Raw genomic sequence first — 24,598 nt, 5'->3', positions numbered from 1 at the left:
GTGCCAGCTCCTGAAAAAGCTAAGTCATGAAGCGAATTAATCGTTTCGAAAGATGGTAGTTCTTTATCTAAGTCATCCCATGCTTGCTGGATTTCTTGTTTAAATAAAGGGCTCTTCACTGCATCTGGATGATGGCTTGCTACAGCACCATAGAACACAAATGAAGTCTTTCCAGTTAGCTTCATTTTTTTACTTTGTAGTGCAGTAAAAGCAAATTCATATTGATACGTTTCATTCGCTAAAGAAGACTTCGTTAACGCTTCAGGGATGTCAGTTTCTTTGTAACTTAAACCGAAAAATTGGAAGCCGTCAGTAGAGTAGCCGACATTTTTCTCAAAAGATCCTTGTTGAAGGTAAGGGAAGTCGTCTCCTTGTTGCTGGTTTTGTCTGGTGCACACGGTAAAACCAGTCGAATCATTTTCAAATACTGCGTGATCTAGGTACTGAGCGTTATATGCTTCATTTGAACGGATAGCATTTAGATGAGCGATTCCTACATCTTGTCCATACACCAAGTCCACATCAAGCCCGTCCCCGTCTAGGTTAACCTCCCAGAACCACATTTGTTCATTCGCCATATGGAAGATGACTTCATATTGTATTCCTTGAACCGTTCCAGACCATTTTGCTTTATTGGCAGAAGTTGAAAACGTACTCGTCGACTTCACACCTAGTAGGGGGTAGAAGTCGATTTTGTCGTTATTAAAAACGCGCAAGAAAATGTTATTTAGTGAGCCATCTATGGCGTTGCCAATTAGCTGATTAACCATCAAGTTTTTGTGAGAGAAATTAGATACGTCGCCTGATGGAAGGAATTGTACTTGTGTCTCACCATTATGAAGGATGTATTTCTTCGTTGTATTTACCGTCATTGTTAGTTCCTCCCTTGTGAAGTCAATTGGAATGATTGTGAAAGAACGTCTTTGCTATTTGTTCCTACATATAAAACGAATGATCCGTTATCACTTTTAAATGAAAGGTCCGCATGGGTATAACGAAGTTGATCTTCAGTAATCGTAAAGGTCACTTGTTTTGTCTCGCCAGGCTCGAGTGTAATGCTCTGGAAGCTCTTTAGTTCTTTTAATGGGCGAACGACTTCGCCAACGACATCTTGTACATAAAACTGAACAATTTCTTCACCTGTAAAGGAGCCAACATTCGAAACGGACACAGTTGCCGTGATGTCAGTGTCTTTCGTTAGTTGAGTCGAAGTAAGTTCAAGGTTTGAATAGCTAAACTTCGTATAACTTAATCCGTAGCCAAAAGGATACAACGGTTCGTTTGGTGCATCTAAATATTGAGATACATAGCGTTCCTGTGCATCAGGTGCGCCTTGTGGTCGACCTGTATTAAAGTGGTTATAATACACAGGTACTTGTCCGACGTTATCAGGGAACGACATCGTCAGTTTTCCTGAAGGAATGGTTACGCCATAAAGAAGGTCTACAAGTGCACTTCCGCCTTCGCTGCCTGGGTACCACGCTTCAAAGATCGCGTCACTGTATTCAATAACACCATGAAGGTCGAGTGGACGTCCGTTAAATAAAATCGTAACGATTGGTTTTCCGCAAGTAGCCAATGCTTTTAGCAATTCCAGTTGAGGAGCGGGCAATTGAATATTCGTGCGGCATCCTGCTTCGCCACTCATGTCACTGTCTTCACCAACTGCAACAACGATTACATCAGCCTTCGACGCAGCTTGAACTGCTTCGTCTAGTTGTTGTGGTGTGATCGTTTCCACATGACAACCCGTGACAACAGTCAACTGATTAGTAGGAAGGTGTTTTTCAAATGCTTTTTTTAATGTTACGGCTTCTTCACGAACTCCAAGCGCTGACCAAGGTCCTAAAATATCGCCGCTATTTGCAAAGGGTCCGATTAAGGCGATGTTTTTGTTCTTATTAAGAGGAAGTAAGTCATGATCGTTCTTCAATAAAACACAAGATTTGGTTGCAAGTTCACGAGATAGTTGTAAATGATCTTGATGACCAACTAGTTGTTTTTCAAGCTCAACATCTGCGCCTCTATACGGCTTTTCAAATAAACCGAGTTTCTCTTTTAATGTAAGAATGCGAAGAACTGCTTCGTCAATGATGCTTTCTTCAATCGCTCCTTCAGACACAAGTTCTGCTAAATGCTGTACGTAACACGCGGTCATCATTTCAATATCGACACCCGCTTTTATCGCTTTTAAGGCTGCTTCTTTATCGTCTTCAGCAACTCCATGAGGAATGAGTTCCTTTACAGCTCCCCAATCTGAAATCAAAATGCCATCGAAGCCCCATTCATCACGTAGTAAGTTGCGCATTAACTTTTCATTACCTGTTGCTGGAACGCCATCTACTGTATTGAAAGCAGTCATGACCATTTCACAGCCTTCATCAAGAGCGGCTTTATATGCAGGAAGATATGATTCTCTTAGCTGTCTTTCTGAAAGGTCGACGGTATTGTAATCGCGACCTGCCTCTGCAGCACCATAAGCTGCGAAATGTTTCACACAAGCTGCTACAGATTGAAGGTCATTTGATACGTCTTGTCCTTGAAATCCTTTCACAAAGGCTCTTGCAAAGACTTGATTTAAGTACGAATCTTCACCAGTCGATTCCATCACACGTCCCCATCGTGGGTCACGAACCAAATCAACCATTGGAGCAAACGTTACATGGACACCAGAAACTGATGCTTCTTTTGCTGCAATTTCTGCGCTTTTTTGAGCAAGCTCAGGGTCCCAGCTACACGCAATGGCTAAAGGCACAGGGAAAATCGTTTTGTAGCCATGAATAATATCCGCCATGAACAACAGAGGAATCCCAAGTCGATTATTTTCTAAATGTTTCTGTTGAATTGAAATAACTTCAGCAGCACCTGTGACACCGAGCACAGAGCCAGCGTGTTCAATATGTTCGTCACTGATCGGCATTGCCGCCATTGGTCCTGTAATATGTCCTTGCTCAGTGGAGCCTTTGAAAAAAGGACTTGCAAGCTGAAGTAACTGAGCGATTTTTTCATTTAAGGTCATTTGGTCCATCAAGTTTTGGATTGTTGAAGTTGTCATTAATTAACCTCCATCTACTTTAGTTTGTGAAACGTTTCACTTAACGTGATGTATATGATTCTTCCTTAATACCACTATGGATTGATTACTGTCGTGTAGCTTAATAGTAGAACTATCTTCTATATAAAGATAGGAGAACAAGCGATTTAGGTTCCTAGCTGAAAGGAAATGAGAAATGAAACCTAATTGATTCGTAATTTCCCGTTATATAAAAGAAAAAATTTAATTATTTTGAAAAACAGTTGTAAGCGTATTCATTTTTCATTATAATAGAATTATCGAAACGTTTCAACAGCGTGACGATATATTTATTAAATGAAAACAAATGATTATATGTCACAAAGACTGTTTACTCACACAAGACCAAAATAGAAGAGGAGATGGAAATCAAATGAAGAAAAAAGGATTAGTGTACTCGGCAGTTCTTGCAATTGGGTTATCAGGTATTTTAGCTGGCTGTGGTAACGGAGAAAAAGGTAGTGGAGATGGAGACAAAACATTATCAGTCTGGGCAATGGGTGGAGAAGGTAAGCTACTCAGTGAAATGACAGAGAAATTTGAAAAAGACAATCCAGGCTTAGATGTAAAAGTACAAGCTATCCCTTGGGAATCTGCTCATGACAAATTACTAACAGCTGTTGCATCAGGTAATGGTCCTGACGTATTACAACTAGGTACAACTTGGGTTGCAGAATTTGCAGATGCAGGTGCTTTACTTGACCTAACTGAACATATGGAAGATTATCCTGATTTTGCTCCAGAAAATTACTTCGAAGGTGCTCAGTCTTCTATGAAGTACGACGATAAAGTAATTGGTATTCCATGGTATGTAGAAACACGTACGATGTACTACCGTACAGATTTATTAGAAGAAGTAGGATATCCAGAAGCACCAAAAACATGGGATGAGCTAAAAGATGCTGCTTCTAAACTATCTAAATCTGGTGAAGATGTTTATGGACTTGACATTGACTTAAATGATCAAGTAACACCATTTATCTTCGCTTGGCAAAATGGTTTTGAATTTGATGCTAAAAACCCTAACTTCTCTTCTCCTGAATTTAAAGGGGCAATGGATTATTATACAAGCTACTTTAAAGAAGGTATTAGTTCACCATCACCAGGTGTTGATATCGTACAAGCCTTTAAAGATGGCAAGAAACCAATTTTCTTCAGTGGTCCTTGGATGATTAATGTGTTAAACGATCAAGCACCTGATTTAGAAGGTAAGTGGGCAGTTGCAACTATGCCAGCTAAAGAAAACAACTTATCAAGTATTGGTGGAGCGAACTTCTCTGTATTCCACAATTCTAAAATGGTAGACGAGTCACTAGACTTTATTTCTTATATGAACGTAGTAGATACTCAGCTAGAATGGATGGAAACTTCAAACACACTTCCTTCTCGTTTAGAAGCTTGGGAAGATCCAAAACTAGCAGACAATGAAATGTATGCTGCATTTGGAGAGCAACTTGAAAGTTCACAAGGCGCACCTCAAATTAAAGAGTGGGAAAAAATCGCTCAAGAATTACTTGCTTCTATCGAACGCATCATCAGTGGTGGAGCGGATGTAGAAACAGAACTTAAAGGCTTGGATGAAAAAGCAAAAGGCATGATTAAATAAAGTCGGATTGATTGAAAAATAGATCGACAATCTCCTAAATGACATCAGGTTCATCCTGCACAAATGATAGGTAAGTGATGAACGAATAATCACTTACCTATTTTTTCTGAATTGTGGTGTTTATAGGTGAAAGATTGTAAAAGGTAGGTGGGATAAAATGTTAAACCAAATGCTAAAGACTACAATGAAAAATCGACATCCTTACATTTTTATTGCACCAGCGTTACTCATTCTTATTCTATTCAGCCTCATTCCGATAACAATTGCGTTTGTTATTAGTTTTACCGACTTGAATCTGAAGGGGTTAGCTGACTGGTCCAGTATTAACTTTATTGGCTTAGAAAATTACACCACATTATTAACAGATACCGTGTTTCATAAAGCCGTTTTTAACACGTTATTTTATGTAGTCATTGGCGTTCCACTCGTAATCATCAGTTCACTCGGAATTGCTTTATTGATTAATTACGGGAAAAACTTGATCTTCACGGTTTTCAGAGCCGTGTATTTTATGCCAGCTATTACAAACATCATCGCTGTAGCGGTGGTTTGGGGCTTCCTTTATAACACCGAATACGGGCTATTTAATTACGTCCTTTCATTGGTCAATGTAGATAAAGTTCCTTGGTTAGAGCAACCGGTACTGGCGAAACTGTCACTGATTGTACTTGCCGTATGGAAAGGGATCGGGATCAACATGATCATTTTCTTAGCAGCACTTCAAGGCATTCCGAATTCGTATTATGAAGCGGCTCGAATTGATGGCGCTAAAAGATGGCAAGTGCTTGTTTACATTACCATTCCGCTTTTACGTTACTCGATATTCTTCGTAACAGTTACAACATTGATCGGATGGCTTCAGTTCTTCGAAGAACCATTTATCATGACGAAGGGTGGTCCTCTTGACGGAACTGTCTCAATGGCATTGTTTATTTATCAAAGAGGATTCCAGTTCAGTGAATTTGGATACGCAGCGGCAGGATCATTCGTGCTGTTTATTGTCATCATCATCGTGACATTACTGCAATTCAAACTGAAAAAAGCCGATGTCGACTACTAAAAGGAGTAATTTATTAGAGTTGATTTGATGAGTGGCGTTTCAGGTTGACGAAGAGGCGTTACAGGTTGACGAAGTGGCGTTCCAGGTTGACGAAGAGGCGCTCCAGGTTGACGAAGTAGCGCTTCAGGTTGACGAAGTGATGTTCCAGGTTGTACAAAATGTCTAGCAAGCCTCCTTCATGGTGCCCGGCTAGATTGCGCTTTCCGTTTTTCTTACTAAATCTATCAGTATCGGAGTGAGATCCAATGCCTTCAGAAAAATCAAAACATACCTTTGAACGATGGGTCGTAACGATCCTGCTGATTGTTGGTGGCTTAATCGTATCGTTGCCTTTCATTTGGATGATTTCGAGTTCATTCAAACCAGAGAGTGAAATTTTACAAATGCCACCAACGTTATTTGCAGAAAACCCGACGTTTGATAACTATATTAGTCTCTTTACCAATATGAATTTCGGTGTTTATTTGAAAAACACGTTAATCATTGTCGCACTTTCGTTCGTTGGATTATTTTTTAACGCAATGGCCGGTTATGGCTTTGCTAAATTCAATTTCAAAGGAAAAGATAAAGTATTCTACTTAGTACTAGCGACGATGATGATCCCAGGACAAGTTACGATGATTCCTGTGTATCTTCTATTAAATGAAATGGGTCTTATCAACACGATGCTAGGTATTGTGTTGCCAGGATTAGCTGCGGCTTTCAGTATCTTTTTGTTTAGAATGTTTATGGCGACAATACCGACCGATCTTATTGAAGCGGCTAGGCTGGATGGAGCAGGAGAGTTTTATATTTTCTTCCGACTCATTATGCCAATATCCAAACCAATCTTTGCGGTACAAGGAATTCTTACTTTCATTGCTGCATGGAACAGTTTCTTATGGCCATTAATCATCGCAAATGATGAGTCTCTTTATACGTTATCGGTCGGTTTATCTTTACTAAAAGGTCAATATGCGAATAACTTTGCTCTTCAAATGGCAGGAGCTGCCTTTATGGTTATTCCAATTATTATCGTATTTTCGTTATTCCAAAAGTATATCGTCGAAGGGTTTACAACTTCTGGTCTAAAGTAGTTAATGACTTGCATTTAAACGTGTATACTCTAGGGAGAAACATTAATTAAAAGTTGTGAAGATTGAATGGAGGAGTAGCTATGGCAACAATCAAAGATGTCGCCAAGCTCGCAGGAGTTGCAATTTCAACCGTATCCTATGCATTAAATGATAGTACGAGAATTAGCCAAGCGACCAAAGATAAAGTATTGGAGGCAGCTCAACAATTAAACTATCGAAAAAACGGTTTTGCTTCTGACTTAAAGCGAACAAAAACAAATACAATTGCTTTAATTCTTAGCGATTTAGCAGGACCCTTTTACTCAGAGCTCACTAAAGGTGTGCAAGAAGTGTCGATGACGAATGGCTATGACCTAATTGCTTGTAGTTCTCAAGGTGGGGCTGATTCCACAGCGGTTAAGTTTCTTAAAGAGAAGCGCGTCGATGCGGCGATTATTTTAGCTCATAACATTTCAAACGACATTATTCTTCAATCTGCACGCAAAGGATTTCCAATTATTTTATTAGACCGTCAGTTGACGAATGAGCATGTCGTCCAAGTGGAAGTGGATAACTTTCAAGGTGGCTATGATGCGACCGAACACTTAATCCAACATGGTCATAAAGAAATAGCGTTTATTAGCGGACCACAAAACGCGCATGATAGTGAAATGAGATTCAATGGGTTTAAAGCCGCTCTACGTGACCATGATTTGATTCATCATACAAAATGGATGATGCAAGGTGAATTCACTAGAGAAGGTGGCTACCGTGCTACTAAAATTTTGATTGCCCAAGGGAACTTACCAAGTGGCGTGTTTTATGCGAATGATGAGATGGCTGTAGGTGGCTTACAAGCATTTAGAGAAAATAAAATAAATGTGCCGAGTGACGTTTCTATCATTGGATTCGATGATATTCAGCTTGCTGAATTCACCACACCACCATTAACTACCATCAAGCAACCAAAATACGAAGCGGGCGCCTTAGCCATGCATCTAATCTTGCAACAACTATCAGGCCAACATGTTAATCCTTATTACAAGCTATCAACCGAACTGATTGTTAGAAAATCAGTGAAATAGTATACCAGCGGGAGCTGTCCTAAAAGTCATTATATGTGACTAAGGGCAGTTCCCTTTTTATAGTTAGTAGAGGTTGATTTCCATTTCAATGCCCTTTCATGTTTCGAAGCTAGCGTAGCGATGCAGAAACAGACGGTCGCTTTCCGGCGGGCATGGCCTCAGCCTCCTCGACGAGCAAGCTCGCCTGCGGGGTCTTCAGCTCATGCACCTGTCGCTTCGCTTTCGGTGCAGAAAAACACCTGCTATTCCCGCTGGAGTCGCCGTCTTCCACTCCAATCAACTTGTAAGTTCAACATGTGCAAAATAGACAATGATAGGTGGTTACAATGATTAAATTCGGCTTATTTTCTCCACTTAATTTATATTAGGGACGTATTAGACAGCCTATTTTTGATTAAAGATGAAATGATAGCAGTATTCAAGATTTTGAACACCTGTATCGCGTGATTGTGAAGAGAAAAGTGCTTGAATGGTCCCATCCGCTGTCGCTTGATGGGTATTTCTGATGAGATTTATGGTGAGCGATCGCTCAGTTGGAAAATATGAGTGCCAAGTTGGAAAAAAGGGAAGCCAAGTTGGAAAAATCGTAGCCCAAGTTGGAAAAATCACGGTCCAAGTTGGAATCGAGATCTTTTTTAGCCTAGTTCTCCTATTCAAAATAGGTGTCACCAACAGAAAAGGCTTTTGGCGGAGCCAGAAGCAGTATTCAAGATTTTGAACACTTGTATAACGTTATTGTGAAAAGAAGAGTGCTTGAATGGCCCCATCCGCTGTCGCTTGATGGGTATTTCTGTTGGGAATTTTGGTGAGCGATTGCTCAGTTGGAAAATATGAGTCCCAAGTTGGAAAAAAGGGAAGCCAAGTTGGAAAAATTGTAGTCCAAGTTGGAAAATTCACGCTCCAAGTTGGAATCGAGATCTTTTTTAGCCTAAACGGAATAGAAATCATTCTTCATACGACTTCTCCTATTCAAAATAGGTGTCACCAACAGAAAAGGCTTTTGGCACAGCCCAAAGCAGTAATTAAAATCTTTCCTAAGTATTGAAGTAACTAATATCTGGAACTTTTCGAATACAAGTACGTATTATTAATATGGTCACTCAACTATTTAAAATGTAATCTATTTTGGGTTAAGGTAAGGGGTGTTTTTTCTGTTTAAAAGAGGTGATTTAGCTGTACTAATATTAAGTTTGGTAACATTCACTTCTTACATTATTTTGTGGTTTGCGTATTATCATGATTTGATTACAAGTTTTTTCTTCGTAGGGACGCTCTTGGTGGAGTTAATACTCATGGTAGTAGTTATGGTCATTTATCGAAATGATAAATCTAAGATAGGGAAAATCAGTATGATCGCCTTAATACTTGGTTTCCTCGTCTGTTTTGAAGTACAACTTTTAGAATTTGAAGCTAATACATATAATGCTACCTTTCACGCTGATCCAATTGAACTTTTTGATGGGACAGGTGTTCACATGATGGTCGTAACAACACGTTCCATTGGATATTTGAAGGATAGAGAACAAATCATTAAGGGTTATGAACATGAAGACATTGAGCTAATTGATCTTTACCAACTAGACAATAAAGATCGTTATCAAAGTAAAAATACTGAACTACTTAATATGATGGGAATTAAGAAAGATGATTTCGCAGTGATGGGGGAAAATGTGAAGAGTTATTTAGGAGAAGAAACAAAAATAATGAAGACTTTCTTAAGTAGAACCGATTTATCGGGTGATAGTGCAGGGTTAGGATTAGCTTTATCGGGGCTCATTGAAAAAGGAGAACTGAAAAACCACGTTACATTTGGTGTAACAGGAGCTATAAGTGCAAGAGGTGAAGTTTTGCCAATAGGCATGATAAAAGAAAAATTATTGATTGCTGAAGAAAAAGGATATCCATTTATGATTATTCCTAGTGGAAATTGGACTGAAGCTAAGAAAGTTATCGTAGAGGAAAACCTGGAAATTGAAGTTTTCGACGTTAACCATATTGACGAATCGATTGAGTTAATTAATGAGTGGAATGCTGGGAATGGAGAGTAACAAAGTTTATAGAGATTTTTTGGAGCTGCCGAAATTGTATCTTCGGCAGCATCTTTTTTTATTAAACAATAAAACCATGTTGTATAACTTTTGAATACCATTCCCAATACAGATTGCCTTCAGCACAAACCATTCTGTCTAGCCAATTATTTAAATCACAACAAAAATCAATTGTTTCAATATTATCCAAAAGGAGGATATTCTCTTTTCCGGTCTGATTTACTTTTGAATGGTCAACTAAAATGGGGCCAATATCGATCACAGAACCAATTGGATAGCAATTCTGCTTAAAATAGTTGCTGAAATTGTGAGTAAGCATCTCATTATATTCGCGAATCGCTTCTTCTATTGAATATAGACGAAAGGAGTATCCATATTCATAGGTGAAAAATTCTGCACCATTATGAAGTAATAAAAATTCCTTGTGATTACTTGAAAGAATCAACTTGTTATCAAAAATAATTCTCTCTAATTCTTCAATCTCAATAGGGTTATTGAACACAAAACCCTTCTTCGGATAAATTCCAAATCTAGCTTGTACATGTAATAAACTATTTTCGTCTAATCGTGATTTCAATGTTTCCAAAGTATTTGAAATTGAGATTTCTTTCAATAATATACACCTCTTTATTGGTTTGAATATTGATTATAAATTGAATATTCGTCGTTTATTATAAAATCTCCTGCTTGATGCTAGTTTAGCGATTAATCGACCTTTTTCCTTTTAAAGAAATAAACTCATACCCGAATAAGTTATTGTAATATTCCTTCTAATCTGACATTATTGGAAGTAGGAATAAAAATGAATTTCTATTCATTAATGGTACAGGGGGCTGGGGCAATGTATGCGACGTTAGGAAGTATTTTTGATCAGACTGTAAGTAAGTTTCCGAACAAAGAAGCACTTGTGGATTTGAAAAGAGGTCAACGATGGACGTATGGAGAGTGGCGAGATGACGTGCATCGCTGTGCGAATGCGTTGACCGCTGCAGGTGTTGGAAAAGGTGACCGCGTTTCAACTTTCCTATTTAATACGAGTGAACTCGCAACTACGTTATTTGCATGTGCTAAAATCGGTGCCATTTTCAATCCTATTAACTTCCGGTTAAAGTCAGAAGAAGTCGCTTATATTTTAAATGATGCGATGCCGAAAGTTGTGATGTTTGAAGAAGTGTTGAAAGATCAAGTGGCTTCCATTCAATCGCAATTCCCGGACACGCAATTTTGGTTTATTAATGAAGAAACACCGTCTTACGCAAAAAATTATCATGAAGAAGTGGGTAAAGCTCAGACGACGAGTCCGACAGTTGAAGTAAGTGAATCAGATACGTATGCCATTATGTATACGAGTGGAACGACTGGGCGACCTAAAGGTGTTATTCATCGTCACCGTGATATGGCGGAGCAAAGTCTCATTTGCACAGCCGTTTTACATTACACGAAAAACGATGTGGGTCTGGTTATTGCTCCGATGTTCCATTGTGCTGAATTGCATTGTTGTGTTATTCCGCGTGTCCAAGCGGGAGCTTCGAGTATTATTATGCATCAATTTAATCCAGCAGCTGCGGTCGATACCGTTGAACAAGAAAAAGTAACTGTGATGTTTGCGGTTCCGACCATGTGGAGTATGATGTCTGAATTAGAAGGGGCTGCATCTAAAGTTACAACCTTACAGCGTGGATTGTATGGAGCCGCTCCGATGGCACCTGTCCTTGTAAAACATGTAAAAGATATTTTAGGAATCGATTTAATTCAAGCCTACGGTCAGACAGAGATGGGACCCGCGATCACGTTCCTTGCTGAAGATGAACAGTTAACGAAAGTGGGATCTGCTGGTAAACCAGCGTATAATCATGAAATTCGTATTGTACAGCCAAATGAGGATGGACCCTCTGATCCGGATAATATTTTAAAGCCAGGTCAAGTCGGTGAAATCATCGTCAAAGGACCATGCATGATGGCCGGTTATTTCAATCGCGAAGAAGCGACTGAAAAAGCGCTGTACAAAGGGTGGTACCACTCCAGTGATTTGGGCTATATGGACGAGGACGGCTATTTGTATGTGGCGGACCGAGTGGACGATATGATCATCAGTGGTGGTGAAAACATTTATCCTAGGGAAGTAGAGGATGTACTTCATGAACACGACTCTGTGCAAGATGTGGCTGTTCTTGGGATTCCCGATGAAAAATGGGGGGAATCAGTGCTTGCTTTTGTTGTAAGGAAAGACCCTTCGTTAACCGCAGAGGAACTTGAGAAGTTTTGTAAAAACAATGACAATTTAGCAGGATATAAACGCCCGAGACACTATCAGTTTGTCGATGAACTTCCTCGTAATGCAAGCGGGAAGATTCAAAAGTTCCTGTTACGTGAACACCGAGTGGAAAGCACGACTCACTAAAATGAACGGATTCTCCTAGCCTGAAGAAATAGCTAGGAGAATTCGTGTTTATTATTCATGCAAAAGAGAGGGTTTTTAAAATGGAAATGAAACCGATGGCAGAAACAATTATAGGTCTACTTGGAATAGAATTTGGAGAAATGACCAAGGATCGAGTTACAGCTACGATGCCAGTTAATTCATCCACACACCAACCGTATGGACAGCTTCACGGAGGCGCATCTGTCGTGTTAGCGGAATCTGTTGCGAGTTTTGGAACGTTGAATTTACTTGATCAAGAAAACGAGACTGCTGTTGGACTTGAGATTAATGCGAATCATATCCGTGGAAAAAAGGATGGAATCGTCACGGCAATCGGAACCCCCCTACATCGAGGGCGCAAAACGATGGTGTGGGATATAAAAATCGTCGATGAAGAAGAAAAACTGATTTGTGTTTCTAGATGTACCATGGCAATCGTTCCTTTGAAATAATTTAAATAAGGTAAGTGATAATCGCTTGAGTATAGACATTTATGAAAAGGGGATAAAATGAGTAAAACGGTAGTAACAATAATTGTCGGTGTTGTACTTAGTCTAGGGTTATTGATAGGTGGATTTATAATATTGGGATTTTTTTCGTATAATCAAGTGAAACAAGAGGGCACTGAAATGGTTGAAACTTTCGCTGAAGAAGAAGTGACTGAAGTTACTGAGACTATTGAACCGGCGGAACCTGAAGTTGAAGAGACGTTAGACAGTTTACCGAATGCAGAAGGAAGCGGCGAAATGGAACGAGACGGAGCCAACATTTATTGAAACGTATACTGATTTTAAAATGGATGCAAGTGCTATTAAAAAGGATGAGGCAAATTCTACTGATGACGTATCAACGTTTATCCATGAATTTCAAAATTCCGTGAAATTAAGTATAGTGTATACGGTAAGTAACGAGACAAAAAAAATAACTGAAATGAAACTGATCGGTTATGAAATGCCTGGAGCGGATAGAGCCTCTATATTCCATGCGATGAGTATATTTATTAGTTACGTAGACAGTGAAGTTACAATGGAGGAAGGTGGCGAGTATTTAGGTGAAATCCCATTCGCCACAAACGAAGCGGGTGTCTATGAAAAGGAATTTAACGGGAAAAAATATGGCTATATTTTGGATGTAGATGAAGGGACAAATACTTTAGTTTATCGAGTTGGAGAATAACGTGAAAAATAGTAAGAAAGCCGAACGCCGTGATTTTATCACTGCGTTAGGCTTTTTTTTATTGAAGTGGAGAGCATGATATTGATTTAGTTGTAATAGTAAATTTATGGAAGCATTAACGCGAGGTTTCTCCAACAGAAAAGGCTTGTGGCGGCAGCCAAAAGCCAGTAATCAAGGTTTAAAAGGAAGGGCGGCTGAAATTGTATCTTCAGCCGCCTCTTTTCATGTAAAGTGAGTGTCGATTCTTTGATTGACCCTAAAAATGGTTTATTGATTTTTAATGAATGGCAGGATGACTTCATTGAAGGTCGTGTCATTGAGTAGAATTCTATTGAGATGATAGTTGTCATCGTTTGGGCTTATGGTTTGAGGTGCTAAGATAAATCCTGCCTCAAGTCCTTGTTCCTTAATAACTTCAGCTGTAGAGTCGTCAGTATTTCCATAGGGGTAGGCGAAGCTGCGAACTGTTATGCCTAGTTCCTTTTCAATCGTTTGGATACTTTTCTGTAAGTCTTGCGAGAAGATTTCTCTATTCTCAGCGAGAAGAAAGACGGGTGTTTCGTCTTCAAATCGATGCATTTCGTATGTATGGGAGCCAAAGCTAGCCAGTTCACTTTTTTGCATCTCACGTAGGTCATCCCAAGTGGTCATTTTTAGGTTGTTAAAATCCTTGTCACCTACATGTCCAGCAATAATGAACAGCGTAAACGGAATACCTGCCTCTTTCAATATTGGGAATGCATGTTCATAGACGGAATAGTCTACGTCATCAAATGAAATCAGAACACATTTGTCAGGGAAAACTCCAGACTTCTTGGCATCTAAAAATTCATCCTGCGATAGAAACACGGCACCTGCATCTGTTAATGCGCTCAATTGTTGTTTCAGTTCTGTAGTCATCACGCTGTATTTCACTAGTTCATCAGAGTTGAGAAACCATCTTGTTGATTGGGTAACTACATTCTCCTTTAGAACGCGATGATAATTTAATCCGAGACAGCCATCTGTTGCTAGTTCTTTTGAGAAAGACATCGATGGTTCGTTTTGAGCAAACACCACATTAATAATTTCTTTATTAAACAGAATTAACATTCCGATCATGCTAAGAATCATGAGGAAAATCAGAGTTTTTTTCATGATTCCTTTTCCTCCTCTAAAGAGACAATCGGATTTTTCTCAAAGACGATATAATCTGCAGTTTGTAGTTTTTCTATATGTTCGGCATTCATTAATTGTAGGTTGCTTAAGTCTTTGTTTGTCACGTTTGTTGGATAGGTCCTGCGAGCGAGCGAGCCAAAGCGCTTTTTGTTGTAGATTCGATTTATACTTAGCAACATATAAAAACTGATGAATAGAATTAAACCAAATAGGAACAGTAAACGAACTTGGCCATTGGTTGTCTTAAATGCAGAATTCAGGACTCGTGTAATGGAATTACTATATCCAAAGCTCGCGGATAAAATAAATATCATCACCATGAAGGTGTAGCACCAAAAAAATAGAGTCATGATTATATCTAACACGAATCTGAGGTTTGAACGGTTACCTTCAATAATTACATTTTCTTTAAGCCTCGGTCGGGACTGCTCCATACCGCGTAACCTCCTTTTTTTCGGGACTTAATGGCTCTAGGAACAGCTGCCATGACAACTGCTGTATTGACCATCCAATAAATGGATGGATACCAAGCTGCCCAAAAATAGTATTTCATCACGCGGTTGTATCTTGAATCGATTATTAACGCAATAAAGAGTTGAATCATGCTGATGAAAACAAGTGCAAATGATGTCAACGTGAACCAAATAAACAAATCTTGAACTTGGTCGGCTGAAAATACGAGCATGACGGTGACGAATAGCCAACAGAAAGCCCAAATTGTGCTGATACACTGTTCGAGAAAAATGGGCCATAGACGTCTTTGTTTCCAGCTGAATATTATACGCCAATGACGGAGGACAACTTCTTGGCCACCTTGTGCCCAGCGTATTCGTTGTTTCCAAATGCCAGACAAAGTTTCGGGTACTAGCATCCAGCAGATAGCCCGCGGTTCGTACCGAACATCCCAAAAGCGTTTTTGTAACTTCCAGCTAACCGCAATATCCTCTGTTATCATATCGCGATCCCATAAGCCGACGTCAACAAGTGCTTTTTTTCGAAAAGTCACGACTACTCCAGACACGGTCATTACTTTGCCAATTAGTCGTTGCATACGTTTAATTGCACCAATAATGGACGCATATTCAACTAGCTGCATTCGACTTAACAGTGTATTTCGATTGCGAATACTTGGACTACCCGTTACAGCTCCAACACGTTCTCCTTTAATGAAGAACTGACGAATCATATAATAAGGGGCAGTATCTGAAAGTAGTGCATCCGCATCCACACAAACCAGATACTCTGCCCGAGATGCAAATAAGCCTACTTGTAAGGCATTTGCCTTGCCACAGTTTTGTTCCAGTTGTATGACTCTTACGTTTGTATATTGTTTCGATAATCTCTCCATAATTACGGATGTTTGATCAGTAGATCCATCATTAATTAATAGAATTTCTTTTTTTGGGTAAGAGAGACCAGAAAGATTTTGAACGGTTTCTTCAATGGTTTCTTCTTCATTGTAGCAAGGGACGAGGATACTAATCATCGGCCAATCAAATCCATCTATATCTAATGTATCGTTTTTAGGTTCTTTTGTTCTCAGGAAGAGAAGAGAGCCTGCCATCCAAAATAGAGCCATCATGAATGGATACCAAAAAACAAAACTAGTAACCAAACCATATGGACCTGTGAAAAATCCCATATATCAACCAACTTTCTAGAATTCACAATACGTCATATATTACTATAATATCGGATTGATAATTAATTTGAATATGGTATTTTTCAATTTAAAGTATACTTATTAAAAACAATGACACAATTTAGCGATTTCTCACATTGGAAAGCATCTTAAATTTCCATCCACCTCCACCAAAAGTTATTTTACTTATTTTGTAAAGACGATAAATTCTAATAAAATGAAACGAAAAGTCGAATGAGGAAAAAATTTGTTGAAAATACTATTTTTTCAGTAAATTCGGACTATACAAGTACTTGTAGGGTTGGTAGAATCTAACTATAGGAGACATAAAGGGGATTTTCTATTGAACTGTGATTCTAATTGGATTGACAATCAAGCTTTGTCGCTTGAATCAGTTTTTACTGGGGATTATAAATCGAAGATTACGACGACCCATGGCATTTATTATTCATCTTTGACTGTACACGATTTACTAAATAGAGCATGCATCAGGTATGCTTCTACAATGGAAGGGCGTTTGCAGGCAACAAGAATATTTATGAATTATCCTAAAAAAACACCAATTCTCATTGAACCTTCTGAGATCGGTGCTTTTCCAACTATGTCTTATCAACATGCAGAATGTGTGTGGTTGTTTAACCACCATTTTCACGTTGAGGAACTAGATAAAGGGAAGTCTCGGGTGACATTTAGGAATGGTACGTCGCTTATTGTACATGTTTCAAAACACGTCCTGTTAAAACAACAACATAGACTACACTTCACCCTAGACACCTATCGCATTATTCAGCGTGATAAGAAACGATACATAGCAAACGATGATTCAAAACCCGAATCCGAATAATTGATTAAGTTTTAAAAGCTAGTTTAATTTTAGGAAATAGGTTTGCTAATTGCTGAAAATAAAAGTTGTCGCCTATACCTTTTATTTTGCAAAATCAAAACTAAGGGAACTATCTTTAAAAGAGGCTCTACTAAAAAATTCACCATCCGGTAAAACGCTGGCTGATTATTAATAGAACCTCAAAAGACTTTGTTAGGTGGTCATGATGTGTTTTAGTTTTTGTAAAGTACGTTGTCTTTTTTTCTTGACGCCTGCTTTAGTGATGCCAAAATGCAGAGCCACTTCGTCCAAAGAACTGCGATCAACAAACAGTAATTGAATGAGTTGTTGCTCGGCTAGATTTAATTGTGATAACGCGTTTATTAGTTCTTCCGAATCTACAGAGGCCTCAGATGGTTTGTTTAACAGGATTTCGAGTAATTGATCTTCTGCAGGCAGGATATTCTCTTCGTTTGCCGCTTTTTTTAATTCATCTAATAAACTGCCATAAATGCTGCGATACGCAAATGGCGCAAAATCCCCTTTTGATGAGTCATATCTTTGCCAAGCTTTCCACAATCCGACTCTCCCAACTTGTATAAATGAGTCATGGTTTTTATAGATGCGTAGCTTGCGTATACACGCATGAATCATTGGTTCGAACTGGTTTAATACGTCTTCATAAGTCTCCATTTTTATGCTGCCTTGCCAATGTGCACATCAGGGTTATTCCTAGGTAGCATCAGTGTAAGACATCTAAATTATCAGTTCCAATGAGGATTTGTGACGTTTGAGACCTAGAAATAGAAAGTATTCGACTAAGAATGAAAGTTTAATTTACATAGAGGGATTTTTAGAAAGGGGAGTATTGTAAGAGAATTCAATTTATCTCTTGCTAGCAGGAATCACTCGGATTTTATACAAAGTGAAAAGAAATTTCTAGAAATACATCATCCAATCAGAAGAAGATATAAGCATAAAAGTTTAATAGTAAAAGAGCTTACTAATCGAAATCAATGATTTCTCTTGGCAAGCCCTTCTTATTTCAACAACATAAGTTAATGGGAATTATAAGGAATTTTATAATAATGGTCTTAATTTTTAAGTTAAAGCATTATAAAATTGCTTTAAGAATTAAATTTTCATTACCAAATCGTCCTTGTCATAAATCTTTGAAATTAATGTTTTAGTAGATTCACCCTGAGAGAAGGTATTCCAATGATTTTTAAAATAATTAATTTTATTGAAATCAATTGTCGGATTAAGGACTTCATCGACTAATTCTTTGGTATTTTTTACAATAGGTCCAGGAAAATAAAGACTTGATTCGGACCACAATCCTTGTTCCTTATCATAAGACTCTAGATCATATGTATAAAAAATCATTTTTTTAGACAGCAGAGAAAACTCGAAGGGGATAGAAGAGTAATCTGTTATTAAAATATCACTTGCCACCATCAATTCGTTAACATTTGGATAATCACTGACCACAAGAACTCGAGGATGCGCAAGGATATTCGTCACGTTTTTAACTGCGGGATGTAATCTAATTAGTAAAACATGATTTTCATCGACCCGTTTGAGATATTCGTTTATATCAATTTGCAGTGTCATTATCTCAAGTTCGTCTTTTCTAAAAGTAGGTGCATACAAAACTACTATTTTTCCTTTAATAATGGGATATGTGCGTTGTACCCGTTTCAAACTATTCGCTATTGCTATTGAATCATAATAAAAATCTGTTTGTGGGACACCCGTAAACAAAAATCGATGGGGTTCTACATGAAATGAATCCGTAAAAATTTGAGCCATTTGCTGTGATCCAACGGGAATATAATGAAAGCTATCATATACTTGTTGAAATCTAATTTTGGCTTTCTCGCTACGTTCATTGGTTGTGGGTTCGCTCCATCCAAATCGTTTTATAGCACCAGCTGCATGCCATAATTGAATACATTTGACGTCCTTTCGGAATTGTACGATGGATAAAATACCTACATAATTATCGACAAATATATATTTTGAAGTGGCTAAATGATAGATGGACTTAAATGTTTCAATAAAGTTCTTGGTTTCAAAAGATAATATCTTTTTATTGTTGGTCGGAATTGAAGAAAAATCTATTTTGCAGCGTGATTGATTAATAAAAACTAATGGATGATCTTCATACTGTGACAACTCTTTAGCTACAAAAAATGCATTATCACCAAATGAAGATAAAAAAACAGTTTTGTTCTTTAACGGAAGTAGATTAAAAAGGCTGAAAATCATTTTAATGACAAATAAATAACACGTAATGATGCCTTCTTTTAACATGGTTTGTTATATAAATCAGTTTTGATCTTCGTTGTTGAAATACCTTCTGTTCTTGGCAAGTAAATGACATCGCAAAACTCATTTAAATCATCAAACTTACCTTCCCAATCCGAACCCATCACAAATAAATCGATTTGATTAGTTTGAATATCTTCGGATTTTTGATTCCAGTTATGTTCTGGAATTACTTCATCAACATATTTAATTGCTTCCAAAATTAGTTTGCGTTCTTCATAAGAATAATAGGCTTCTTTTCCTTTAAGGATATTAAATTCATCTGAAGACAATCCTACGACTAAATAATCTCCATACTCCTTCGCTTTTCTTAAAATGTTGATATGTCCATGATGGATTAAATCGAATGTTCCATAGGTAATCACTTTCTTCATCTTGCTCACTCCACAAATAATTATTTTCTAAATCCTGTTAAAATGCTATGATAATATATTGTATGTATAAATTGTTAAATACAATGAAAAAATAGTGAAAAGAAGGATAGATTATGAAAGTATATAATAAAAATGTTCAAATACTAGAAGATTCATTAGAGAAAATCGATTTTATTTTATTAGAAAGTGAAATGGTTTATCGGATCGATTTACATCATTATTTATAGGACAATACCCATCTAGTGATCAAATATTTTTATGTAAAGAATATGATATACTATTGTAATCGTCTTTAAAGTGAAACAACATTTTCTATGTAGAATCAAAATGGAAACTATTTATTTAGTATTCACGATATTGTAACACAGGATGGGTCGGTTATTGTATACCTAGTTAATCTTGAACTCACAACTATTGACTACCGCTATTTGACTGTAGGTAAAATAAATTATTTGAACTTCTATATATTTGTTATTTAAGATCTATTTAGAAAAGAAATCACTACAAAAAAAGTTGTTTTTACTGTTCAATCTACTCTTGCAGAACTTAACTTCAATCTTACTTCCTCAAATACATTGGATTGAACAGTATAGAGCAATTCCTCCGGTTAATGATGAAAATGCACCTGGTGCTATCGCTTATACTATCTCTGAACTGATGGATACCGTTAAGAAAGCTATTAAGCAAAATTACCGAATAGAAGATGAAATTTTATCTAAATATAAGCAAATCAATTCGTTTGATGATAGACAAAACACTGGTCGTATTATCGAGTTTTTAAAACAGGATCAAATCTTGTAACCAATAAAAAATATTGATCAATTACTTTAACATTTGAAAATGCAGAATAGAGGTCTTAATCTTGCTAAACGGGTTAAAAAAAAGTAAATTTCTATTAAAAGTATTCCGTTTAATTTTTGTGATTATGGGATTGTTACCTAAAAAAAGCAAATTAGTTATATTTGAAAGCTTTCATGCGAAGCAATATAGTGATAATCCACGGTCGATTTATGAGTATATGAAAGAACATCATCAAGACTACCTTTTGCTGTGGAGCGTTGATAAACAGGCTGTAAAATTATTTGAAGAGTTCCAAGTTCCATATATTAGACGTTTTTCAATACGATGGTTTCTGACCTTTCCACGCGCTAAGTACTGGGTTAATAACGTACGTTTACCCGGCTGGATGCCTAACCCTCATGGAACGGTCTATGTTCAGACTTGGCATGGGACACCTCTCAAAAAGCTCGGATTAGATATTGAAGAGATTCACATGCCGGGAACCAAAACGGATAATTACAAAAAGAATTTTATAAATGAGTCTAGGAATTGGGATTACCTGGTTTCGCCAAATGCATATTCAACAGAAATTTTTAAAAGAGCGTTTCACTATAATGGCCATGTAATTGAATCTGGGTATCCTCGAAATGATGTGCTTTCTAATCATTCGGATGGTGCTATAGGTGAATTGAAGCAAAAACTTGGGATTCCTACTGATAAGAAAATCATGCTGTATGCTCCAACATGGCGTGATAACGAATTCTACTCAAAAGGAAAATATAAATTTAAATTTCAATTCGATTTAGACAATTGGAAAAGGGAGTTCGGAGCCGAATGGGTGTTATTAACTAGAATGCACTATTTGGTAGCCGAAAACTTTGATTTCTCAACTCATGAAGGCAGCGTGTATGATGTGTCTTCCTATCCAGATATACGTGACCTCTATGTGGGGGCGGACCTTTTGATTACAGATTATTCTTCTGTGTTCTTTGATTTCGCTATCCTGAATAGGCCGATTGTGTTCTTTATGTACGATTTAGCAACATACAGAGATCAACTTAGAGGATTCTATATTGATATAGAAGGAGATGCACCAGGACCAATTGTTCAAACTGAGGAAGAACTGTTTGATGTGATCCATGAACTTGTTCGTTCAAATGTTGATGCAAATCCTAAGTTTATATCCTTTAAAGATAAGTTTTCTTCATTAGAAGATGGTCATGCTACGAGACGAGTAGTACAAGCTTTTTTGGAGTAGTATGATAAATTTTGAGTAGGTGAGGATATAGAATGAAATCAGCAATTAAAATTCTGAAAGAACAATATCAATTTTTCTATTTAGTTTGGAGACTTTCTATATATGAATTAAGGAGTTTGACAAGTGGTAATTACCTTGGAGCAGCTTGGGAAATTATTAATCCAGCTATCCAGATATTAATTTATTGGTTCGTGTTTGGATATGGGATTCGACAGCGAGAGGCCATTGGAGATATTCCGTATTTTCAATGGATGTTTGCTGGGATTTTGGTATGGTTTTTCATTAATCAAAGTGTAATGAAAGCTTCCAAATCAATTTATAGTAAGATTCGAATGTTGTCTAAAATGAACTTTCCAATGAGTGTTATTCCGAATTATGTTATTTTTTCTCAATTTTATCCCCATCTGATTCTCTTAGCGGTGGGAATGTTATTACTGCAATTTGTAGGTTTTCCAATTTCCATCTACTATTTGCAATTGCCTTTATATATCGTTGCATTACTGATGTTTTTATTTAGTCTTTCACTCATTACATCAACATTGACGACGATAGCTCGCGATGTACAAATGTTATTGCAATCCGTTATGCGAATGTTATTATATTTGTCACCTATACTATGGCCACCAACTTTGTTACCTGATTCCTTTCAATTTTGGGTGAAGTTGAATCCATTCTATTATATCGTTGAAGGGTATCGCTATTCATTATTAGGACAAGGCTGGTATTTCCTTGAAAATCCCCTTTATACTTTATACTTTATCGCGATAACGAGTTTAACTTTTATTGTGGGTTCTTATTTGCACGTGAAATTCAGAAGTCAATTTATTGATTTCCTTTAAAACTGGAAGTGATACGCATGGTCAACACTGTCGAAGTTAAGAATGTCTATAAGAGATATAAACTTTATAAGAAAAAATCGGAACGTATTCTTGATTTAATTCTTCCTCATAAAGAATATGGTGAAGACTTTTTTGCACTCCAAAATGTTTCGTTTAATGTCGAACAAGGGTCAATTATAGGACTAGTCGGTATTAACGGTTCAGGAAAGTCGACACTTGCAAATATTATTGCGGGTGTTATCCCTACTACAACTGGAGAAGTTAACATTCAAGGAAACGTGGCACTAATCGCGGTTAATGCTGGTTTGGATAATTCGTTGTCAGGAAGAGAAAACATCGAACTTAAGCTTCTAATGCTAGGGTTTTCTAAAAAAGAAATCGCAGCAATGGAAGAAGAAATTATTGAATTTGCTGAGCTAGAGAAGTTCATTGATCAACCGGTGAAAACGTATTCCAGCGGTATGAAATCCCGATTAGGTTTCTCCATATCCGTTCGTGTAAATCCTGATATTTTAATCATTGATGAAGCTTTGTCTGTTGGGGATAAAGCATTTGCTGAGAAAAGTCTAGAGAAAATGATGGAGTTTAAAGCAAAAGGGAAAACTATGTTTTTTGTAAGTCATTCCATTTCTCAGATGAAAAAGTTTTGTGAACAAATACTGTGGTTAGAATTTGGCGTTGTTAAAGAGTATGGAAAAGCGAGCGAAGTATTAAAAAACTACGAGTTATTTTTGGAAGAGTATAAGTCAATGACTAAAGCTCAAAAGAAGAAATATCGAAATGCGGCACTTAATAGACAGTCGCTGAAAACAGAAAAAATCCAGTAAACGTCTTATGACGCTTACTGGATTTTTTTATATATGTCTTTCACGTTTTACATAAACTTTGCGATGAGACCATTTTTGCTTGTACACTTCTGCTACAAAAAGAGGCAATTGAAGCATTCGCTTGCCTCGGACAGGTTGCGTAATTAAACGATACATCCATTCTAAATTGTGATTAATCCAAAATTGTGGAGCACGTTTCGTATTACCTGATAAAACATCAAAGCTTCCGCCAACACCCATCAGGATTGAGTTAGGAAATAAGTGTTTATAATCGGCTGCCCATTTTTCTTGTAACGGTGCACCAAGCCCTATAAATATAAAATCAGGTTGTGTTGCCGCAATTTCTTCAGCGATATCTAATCCAAGACCTGAATAACCATCTTTCGTTCCAGCTATTCGAACATTCGGATAGAGTTTACTAGACTTAATAGCGGCATCTACAGCTACCCCTTCTTTTGAGCCAAAGAAGTAAACTGATTTGCTTTTGTCATTTGCATAAGAAAGAAAACTGTGAACAAGATCATACCCAGTGATTTTTTCTTGTAAAGGATCGAGCAATATGTCAGAAGCCATCATCACTCCTGAACCATCAGGTACAATAAAATCAGCTTGTAAAACTGATTTTTTATATGAAGGTGATTTCTTTGCACTCATGATGATTTCAGGATTAGCTGTAACAATAAACAAATTCTTTTGTTGTAATTCTAGTTCTTTGTCCACAATATCTATTAATTTATGTTTTGACATATTATCAATTGGCATATCCAAAATCATTACTTTATCTTGAGTCATAAGATATCACCTCCATTTCTAGTGAAACTAAGTATTGTTTTTCTACACATAACATTACTCAATTATACTCTTTTGTTAAGAGTTTATCAAGATTTCGTAAATATAAAAGAAGACAAAATATGTGAAAATCAATAATAGATTGTAGAGTCAAGTATTACTATATTGCTCTTTTTTAAGCTGTATTTGTTAGACAAAGTCAGGTATATCAACTTGTAAAAAAAGAATAAGTGAAAAAAGAAAACTTTAAGT

At 37.2% G+C, this 24,598-nt stretch carries 23 protein-coding genes and 1 pseudogene; 14 read left to right on the top strand and 10 right to left on the bottom strand.

The genetic code is table 11. The features are described 5' to 3' along the window. Together WBG45_RS02945 and WBG45_RS02940 are read right to left on the bottom strand one after the other, a co-directional pair. A pseudogene (locus WBG45_RS02945) lies at positions 1-872 on the bottom strand (GH36-type glycosyl hydrolase domain-containing protein); the annotation flags it as partial. Between the two features lie 2 nt (positions 873-874). Further along, positions 875-3,055 carry a glycoside hydrolase family 3 N-terminal domain-containing protein gene (locus tag WBG45_RS02940; protein WP_424412301.1) on the bottom strand — a complete coding sequence of 727 codons (2,181 nt, stop codon included), beginning with the start codon at positions 3,053-3,055 and terminating at the stop codon, positions 875-877. A 391-nt stretch (positions 3,056-3,446) separates the two neighbouring features. Between WBG45_RS02940 and WBG45_RS02935 the strand changes: the two genes are divergently transcribed. The 5 genes from WBG45_RS02935 (at position 3,447) to WBG45_RS02915 (ending at position 9,927) form a co-directional block, all read left to right on the top strand. After that, on the top strand, positions 3,447-4,679 hold the full coding sequence (locus WBG45_RS02935) for a sugar ABC transporter substrate-binding protein (protein ID WP_424412300.1): 1,233 nt from the start codon (positions 3,447-3,449) through the stop codon (positions 4,677-4,679). A gap of 157 nt (positions 4,680-4,836) precedes the next feature. After that, positions 4,837-5,739: a carbohydrate ABC transporter permease gene (locus WBG45_RS02930; RefSeq protein ID WP_196810277.1), complete on the top strand. Its 903-nt coding sequence runs from the start codon at positions 4,837-4,839 to the stop codon at positions 5,737-5,739. Positions 5,740-5,984: 245 nt separating this feature from the next. Continuing rightward, positions 5,985-6,815, top strand: coding sequence for a carbohydrate ABC transporter permease (locus tag WBG45_RS02925; RefSeq protein ID WP_424412299.1), 831 nt, complete (start codon positions 5,985-5,987; stop codon positions 6,813-6,815). An 80-nt stretch (positions 6,816-6,895) separates the two neighbouring features. Beyond that, positions 6,896-7,879, top strand: a complete 984-nt coding sequence (locus WBG45_RS02920; protein ID WP_424412298.1) for a LacI family DNA-binding transcriptional regulator — start codon at positions 6,896-6,898, stop codon at positions 7,877-7,879. A 1,292-nt stretch (positions 7,880-9,171) separates the two neighbouring features. After that, positions 9,172-9,927 (top strand): S16 family serine protease, encoded by a 756-nt coding sequence (locus WBG45_RS02915; protein ID WP_424412297.1) that lies wholly within the window; start codon positions 9,172-9,174, stop codon positions 9,925-9,927. Positions 9,928-9,988: 61 nt separating this feature from the next. On the opposite strand, the gene WBG45_RS02910 is transcribed toward WBG45_RS02915, so the two are convergent. Then, entirely contained in the window at positions 9,989-10,540 is a 552-nt protein-coding gene (locus WBG45_RS02910; RefSeq protein WP_424412296.1) for an SMI1/KNR4 family protein, read from the bottom strand. A 228-nt stretch (positions 10,541-10,768) separates the two neighbouring features. Between WBG45_RS02910 and WBG45_RS02905 the strand changes: the two genes are divergently transcribed. From WBG45_RS02905 to WBG45_RS02890, 4 genes are all read left to right on the top strand, one after another. After that, positions 10,769-12,328 carry a fatty acid--CoA ligase gene (locus tag WBG45_RS02905; protein WP_424412305.1) on the top strand — a complete coding sequence of 520 codons (1,560 nt, stop codon included), beginning with the start codon at positions 10,769-10,771 and terminating at the stop codon, positions 12,326-12,328. A 95-nt stretch (positions 12,329-12,423) separates the two neighbouring features. Continuing rightward, positions 12,424-12,801: a hotdog fold thioesterase gene (locus WBG45_RS02900; RefSeq protein WP_424412304.1), complete on the top strand. Its 378-nt coding sequence runs from the start codon at positions 12,424-12,426 to the stop codon at positions 12,799-12,801. Positions 12,802-12,858: 57 nt separating this feature from the next. Next, the gene (locus tag WBG45_RS02895) at positions 12,859-13,125 is read left to right on the top strand and encodes a hypothetical protein (protein WP_424412295.1); all 267 of its coding nucleotides are present in this window, start codon (positions 12,859-12,861) and stop codon (positions 13,123-13,125) included. Beyond that, positions 13,076-13,525: a hypothetical protein gene (locus WBG45_RS02890; RefSeq protein WP_424412294.1), complete on the top strand. Its 450-nt coding sequence runs from the start codon at positions 13,076-13,078 to the stop codon at positions 13,523-13,525. The genes WBG45_RS02895 and WBG45_RS02890 overlap by 50 nt, the downstream gene beginning before the upstream one ends. A 267-nt stretch (positions 13,526-13,792) precedes the next feature. Here WBG45_RS02890 and WBG45_RS02885 read toward each other — a convergent pair whose 3' ends face one another. From WBG45_RS02885 to pgaC, 3 genes are read right to left on the bottom strand one after another with little or no spacing between them, the layout of a single operon-like run. Beyond that, positions 13,793-14,662 (bottom strand): polysaccharide deacetylase family protein, encoded by an 870-nt coding sequence (locus WBG45_RS02885; protein ID WP_424412293.1) that lies wholly within the window; start codon positions 14,660-14,662, stop codon positions 13,793-13,795. Further along, the gene (locus WBG45_RS02880) at positions 14,659-15,117 is read right to left on the bottom strand and encodes a PgaD family protein (RefSeq protein ID WP_424412292.1); all 459 of its coding nucleotides are present in this window, start codon (positions 15,115-15,117) and stop codon (positions 14,659-14,661) included. The genes WBG45_RS02885 and WBG45_RS02880 overlap by 4 nt, the downstream gene beginning before the upstream one ends. Beyond that, the gene (gene pgaC, locus WBG45_RS02875) at positions 15,081-16,325 is read right to left on the bottom strand and encodes a poly-beta-1,6-N-acetyl-D-glucosamine synthase (RefSeq protein WP_424412291.1); all 1,245 of its coding nucleotides are present in this window, start codon (positions 16,323-16,325) and stop codon (positions 15,081-15,083) included. Before pgaC ends, WBG45_RS02880 begins: the two co-directional genes overlap by 37 nt. A 343-nt stretch (positions 16,326-16,668) precedes the next feature. Between pgaC and WBG45_RS02870 the strand changes: the two genes are divergently transcribed. Next, positions 16,669-17,169, top strand: coding sequence for a competence protein ComK (locus WBG45_RS02870; RefSeq protein WP_424412290.1), 501 nt, complete (start codon positions 16,669-16,671; stop codon positions 17,167-17,169). A 192-nt stretch (positions 17,170-17,361) separates the two neighbouring features. Here WBG45_RS02870 and WBG45_RS02865 read toward each other — a convergent pair whose 3' ends face one another. The 3 genes from WBG45_RS02865 to tagD form a co-directional block, all read right to left on the bottom strand. Next, positions 17,362-17,841, bottom strand: coding sequence for a sigma-70 family RNA polymerase sigma factor (locus WBG45_RS02865; RefSeq protein ID WP_424412289.1), 480 nt, complete (start codon positions 17,839-17,841; stop codon positions 17,362-17,364). Positions 17,842-18,282: 441 nt separating this feature from the next. Then, entirely contained in the window at positions 18,283-19,464 is a 1,182-nt protein-coding gene (locus tag WBG45_RS02860) for a CDP-glycerol glycerophosphotransferase family protein (protein ID WP_424412288.1), read from the bottom strand. Further along, a complete protein-coding gene (gene tagD, locus WBG45_RS02855; protein ID WP_424412287.1) occupies positions 19,458-19,853 on the bottom strand; it encodes a glycerol-3-phosphate cytidylyltransferase in 396 nt (131 codons plus the stop codon). The genes WBG45_RS02860 and tagD overlap by 7 nt, the downstream gene beginning before the upstream one ends. 537 nt (positions 19,854-20,390) lie before the next feature. On the opposite strand from tagD, the gene WBG45_RS02850 reads away from it, so the two are divergent. The 4 genes from WBG45_RS02850 to tagH all read left to right on the top strand — a co-directional run bounded on the left by WBG45_RS02850 (position 20,391) and on the right by tagH (position 23,557). Continuing rightward, positions 20,391-20,654: a CDP-glycerol glycerophosphotransferase family protein gene (locus WBG45_RS02850; RefSeq protein ID WP_424412286.1), complete on the top strand. Its 264-nt coding sequence runs from the start codon at positions 20,391-20,393 to the stop codon at positions 20,652-20,654. Positions 20,655-20,778: 124 nt separating this feature from the next. Then, positions 20,779-21,891: a CDP-glycerol glycerophosphotransferase family protein gene (locus WBG45_RS02845; RefSeq protein WP_424412303.1), complete on the top strand. Its 1,113-nt coding sequence runs from the start codon at positions 20,779-20,781 to the stop codon at positions 21,889-21,891. A gap of 32 nt (positions 21,892-21,923) precedes the next feature. Beyond that, positions 21,924-22,730, top strand: a complete 807-nt coding sequence (locus WBG45_RS02840) for an ABC transporter permease (protein WP_424412285.1) — start codon at positions 21,924-21,926, stop codon at positions 22,728-22,730. Between the two features lie 17 nt (positions 22,731-22,747). Beyond that, positions 22,748-23,557, top strand: a complete 810-nt coding sequence (gene tagH / locus WBG45_RS02835) for a teichoic acids export ABC transporter ATP-binding subunit TagH (RefSeq protein WP_424412284.1) — start codon at positions 22,748-22,750, stop codon at positions 23,555-23,557. A gap of 27 nt (positions 23,558-23,584) precedes the next feature. Here the strand turns inward: tagH and WBG45_RS02830 are convergent, their stop codons facing one another. After that, complete coding sequence (locus WBG45_RS02830) at positions 23,585-24,349, bottom strand: WecB/TagA/CpsF family glycosyltransferase (protein ID WP_424412283.1); 765 nt, start codon at positions 24,347-24,349, stop codon at positions 23,585-23,587. Positions 24,350-24,598: the final 249 nt, after the last annotated feature.

The organism is Paenisporosarcina sp., from assembly GCF_049671445.1.
In the GTDB taxonomy this organism is placed as follows: domain Bacteria; phylum Bacillota; class Bacilli; order Bacillales_A; family Planococcaceae; genus Paenisporosarcina.
Note: the sequence above shows the minus strand (reverse complement) of the source record. Positions and strands in the feature narration are given on the sequence as shown.

Excerpts from the sequence above, each read along its gene's own strand:
- WBG45_RS02940 (WP_424412301.1), bottom strand. The coding sequence starts at position 3,055 with ATGACAACTTCAACAATCCAAAACTTGATGGACCAAATGACCTTAAAT.
- WBG45_RS02935 (WP_424412300.1), top strand. The coding sequence starts at position 3,447 with ATGAAGAAAAAAGGATTAGTGTACTCGGCAGTTCTTGCAATTGGGTTA.
- WBG45_RS02930 (WP_196810277.1), top strand. The coding sequence starts at position 4,837 with ATGTTAAACCAAATGCTAAAGACTACAATGAAAAATCGACATCCTTAC.
- WBG45_RS02925 (WP_424412299.1), top strand. The coding sequence starts at position 5,985 with ATGCCTTCAGAAAAATCAAAACATACCTTTGAACGATGGGTCGTAACG.
- WBG45_RS02920 (WP_424412298.1), top strand. The coding sequence starts at position 6,896 with ATGGCAACAATCAAAGATGTCGCCAAGCTCGCAGGAGTTGCAATTTCA.
- WBG45_RS02915 (WP_424412297.1), top strand. The coding sequence starts at position 9,172 with ATGGTAGTAGTTATGGTCATTTATCGAAATGATAAATCTAAGATAGGG.
- WBG45_RS02905 (WP_424412305.1), top strand. The coding sequence starts at position 10,769 with ATGTATGCGACGTTAGGAAGTATTTTTGATCAGACTGTAAGTAAGTTT.
- WBG45_RS02900 (WP_424412304.1), top strand. The coding sequence starts at position 12,424 with ATGGCAGAAACAATTATAGGTCTACTTGGAATAGAATTTGGAGAAATG.
- WBG45_RS02895 (WP_424412295.1), top strand. The coding sequence starts at position 12,859 with ATGAGTAAAACGGTAGTAACAATAATTGTCGGTGTTGTACTTAGTCTA.
- WBG45_RS02890 (WP_424412294.1), top strand. The coding sequence starts at position 13,076 with ATGCAGAAGGAAGCGGCGAAATGGAACGAGACGGAGCCAACATTTATT.
- WBG45_RS02885 (WP_424412293.1), bottom strand. The coding sequence starts at position 14,662 with ATGAAAAAAACTCTGATTTTCCTCATGATTCTTAGCATGATCGGAATG.
- WBG45_RS02880 (WP_424412292.1), bottom strand. The coding sequence starts at position 15,117 with ATGGAGCAGTCCCGACCGAGGCTTAAAGAAAATGTAATTATTGAAGGT.
- pgaC (WP_424412291.1), bottom strand. The coding sequence starts at position 16,325 with ATGGGATTTTTCACAGGTCCATATGGTTTGGTTACTAGTTTTGTTTTT.
- WBG45_RS02865 (WP_424412289.1), bottom strand. The coding sequence starts at position 17,841 with ATGGAGACTTATGAAGACGTATTAAACCAGTTCGAACCAATGATTCAT.
- WBG45_RS02860 (WP_424412288.1), bottom strand. The coding sequence starts at position 19,464 with ATGTTAAAAGAAGGCATCATTACGTGTTATTTATTTGTCATTAAAATG.
- tagD (WP_424412287.1), bottom strand. The coding sequence starts at position 19,853 with ATGAAGAAAGTGATTACCTATGGAACATTCGATTTAATCCATCATGGA.
- WBG45_RS02845 (WP_424412303.1), top strand. The coding sequence starts at position 20,779 with ATGGGATTGTTACCTAAAAAAAGCAAATTAGTTATATTTGAAAGCTTT.
- WBG45_RS02840 (WP_424412285.1), top strand. The coding sequence starts at position 21,924 with ATGAAATCAGCAATTAAAATTCTGAAAGAACAATATCAATTTTTCTAT.
- tagH (WP_424412284.1), top strand. The coding sequence starts at position 22,748 with ATGGTCAACACTGTCGAAGTTAAGAATGTCTATAAGAGATATAAACTT.
- WBG45_RS02830 (WP_424412283.1), bottom strand. The coding sequence starts at position 24,349 with ATGACTCAAGATAAAGTAATGATTTTGGATATGCCAATTGATAATATG.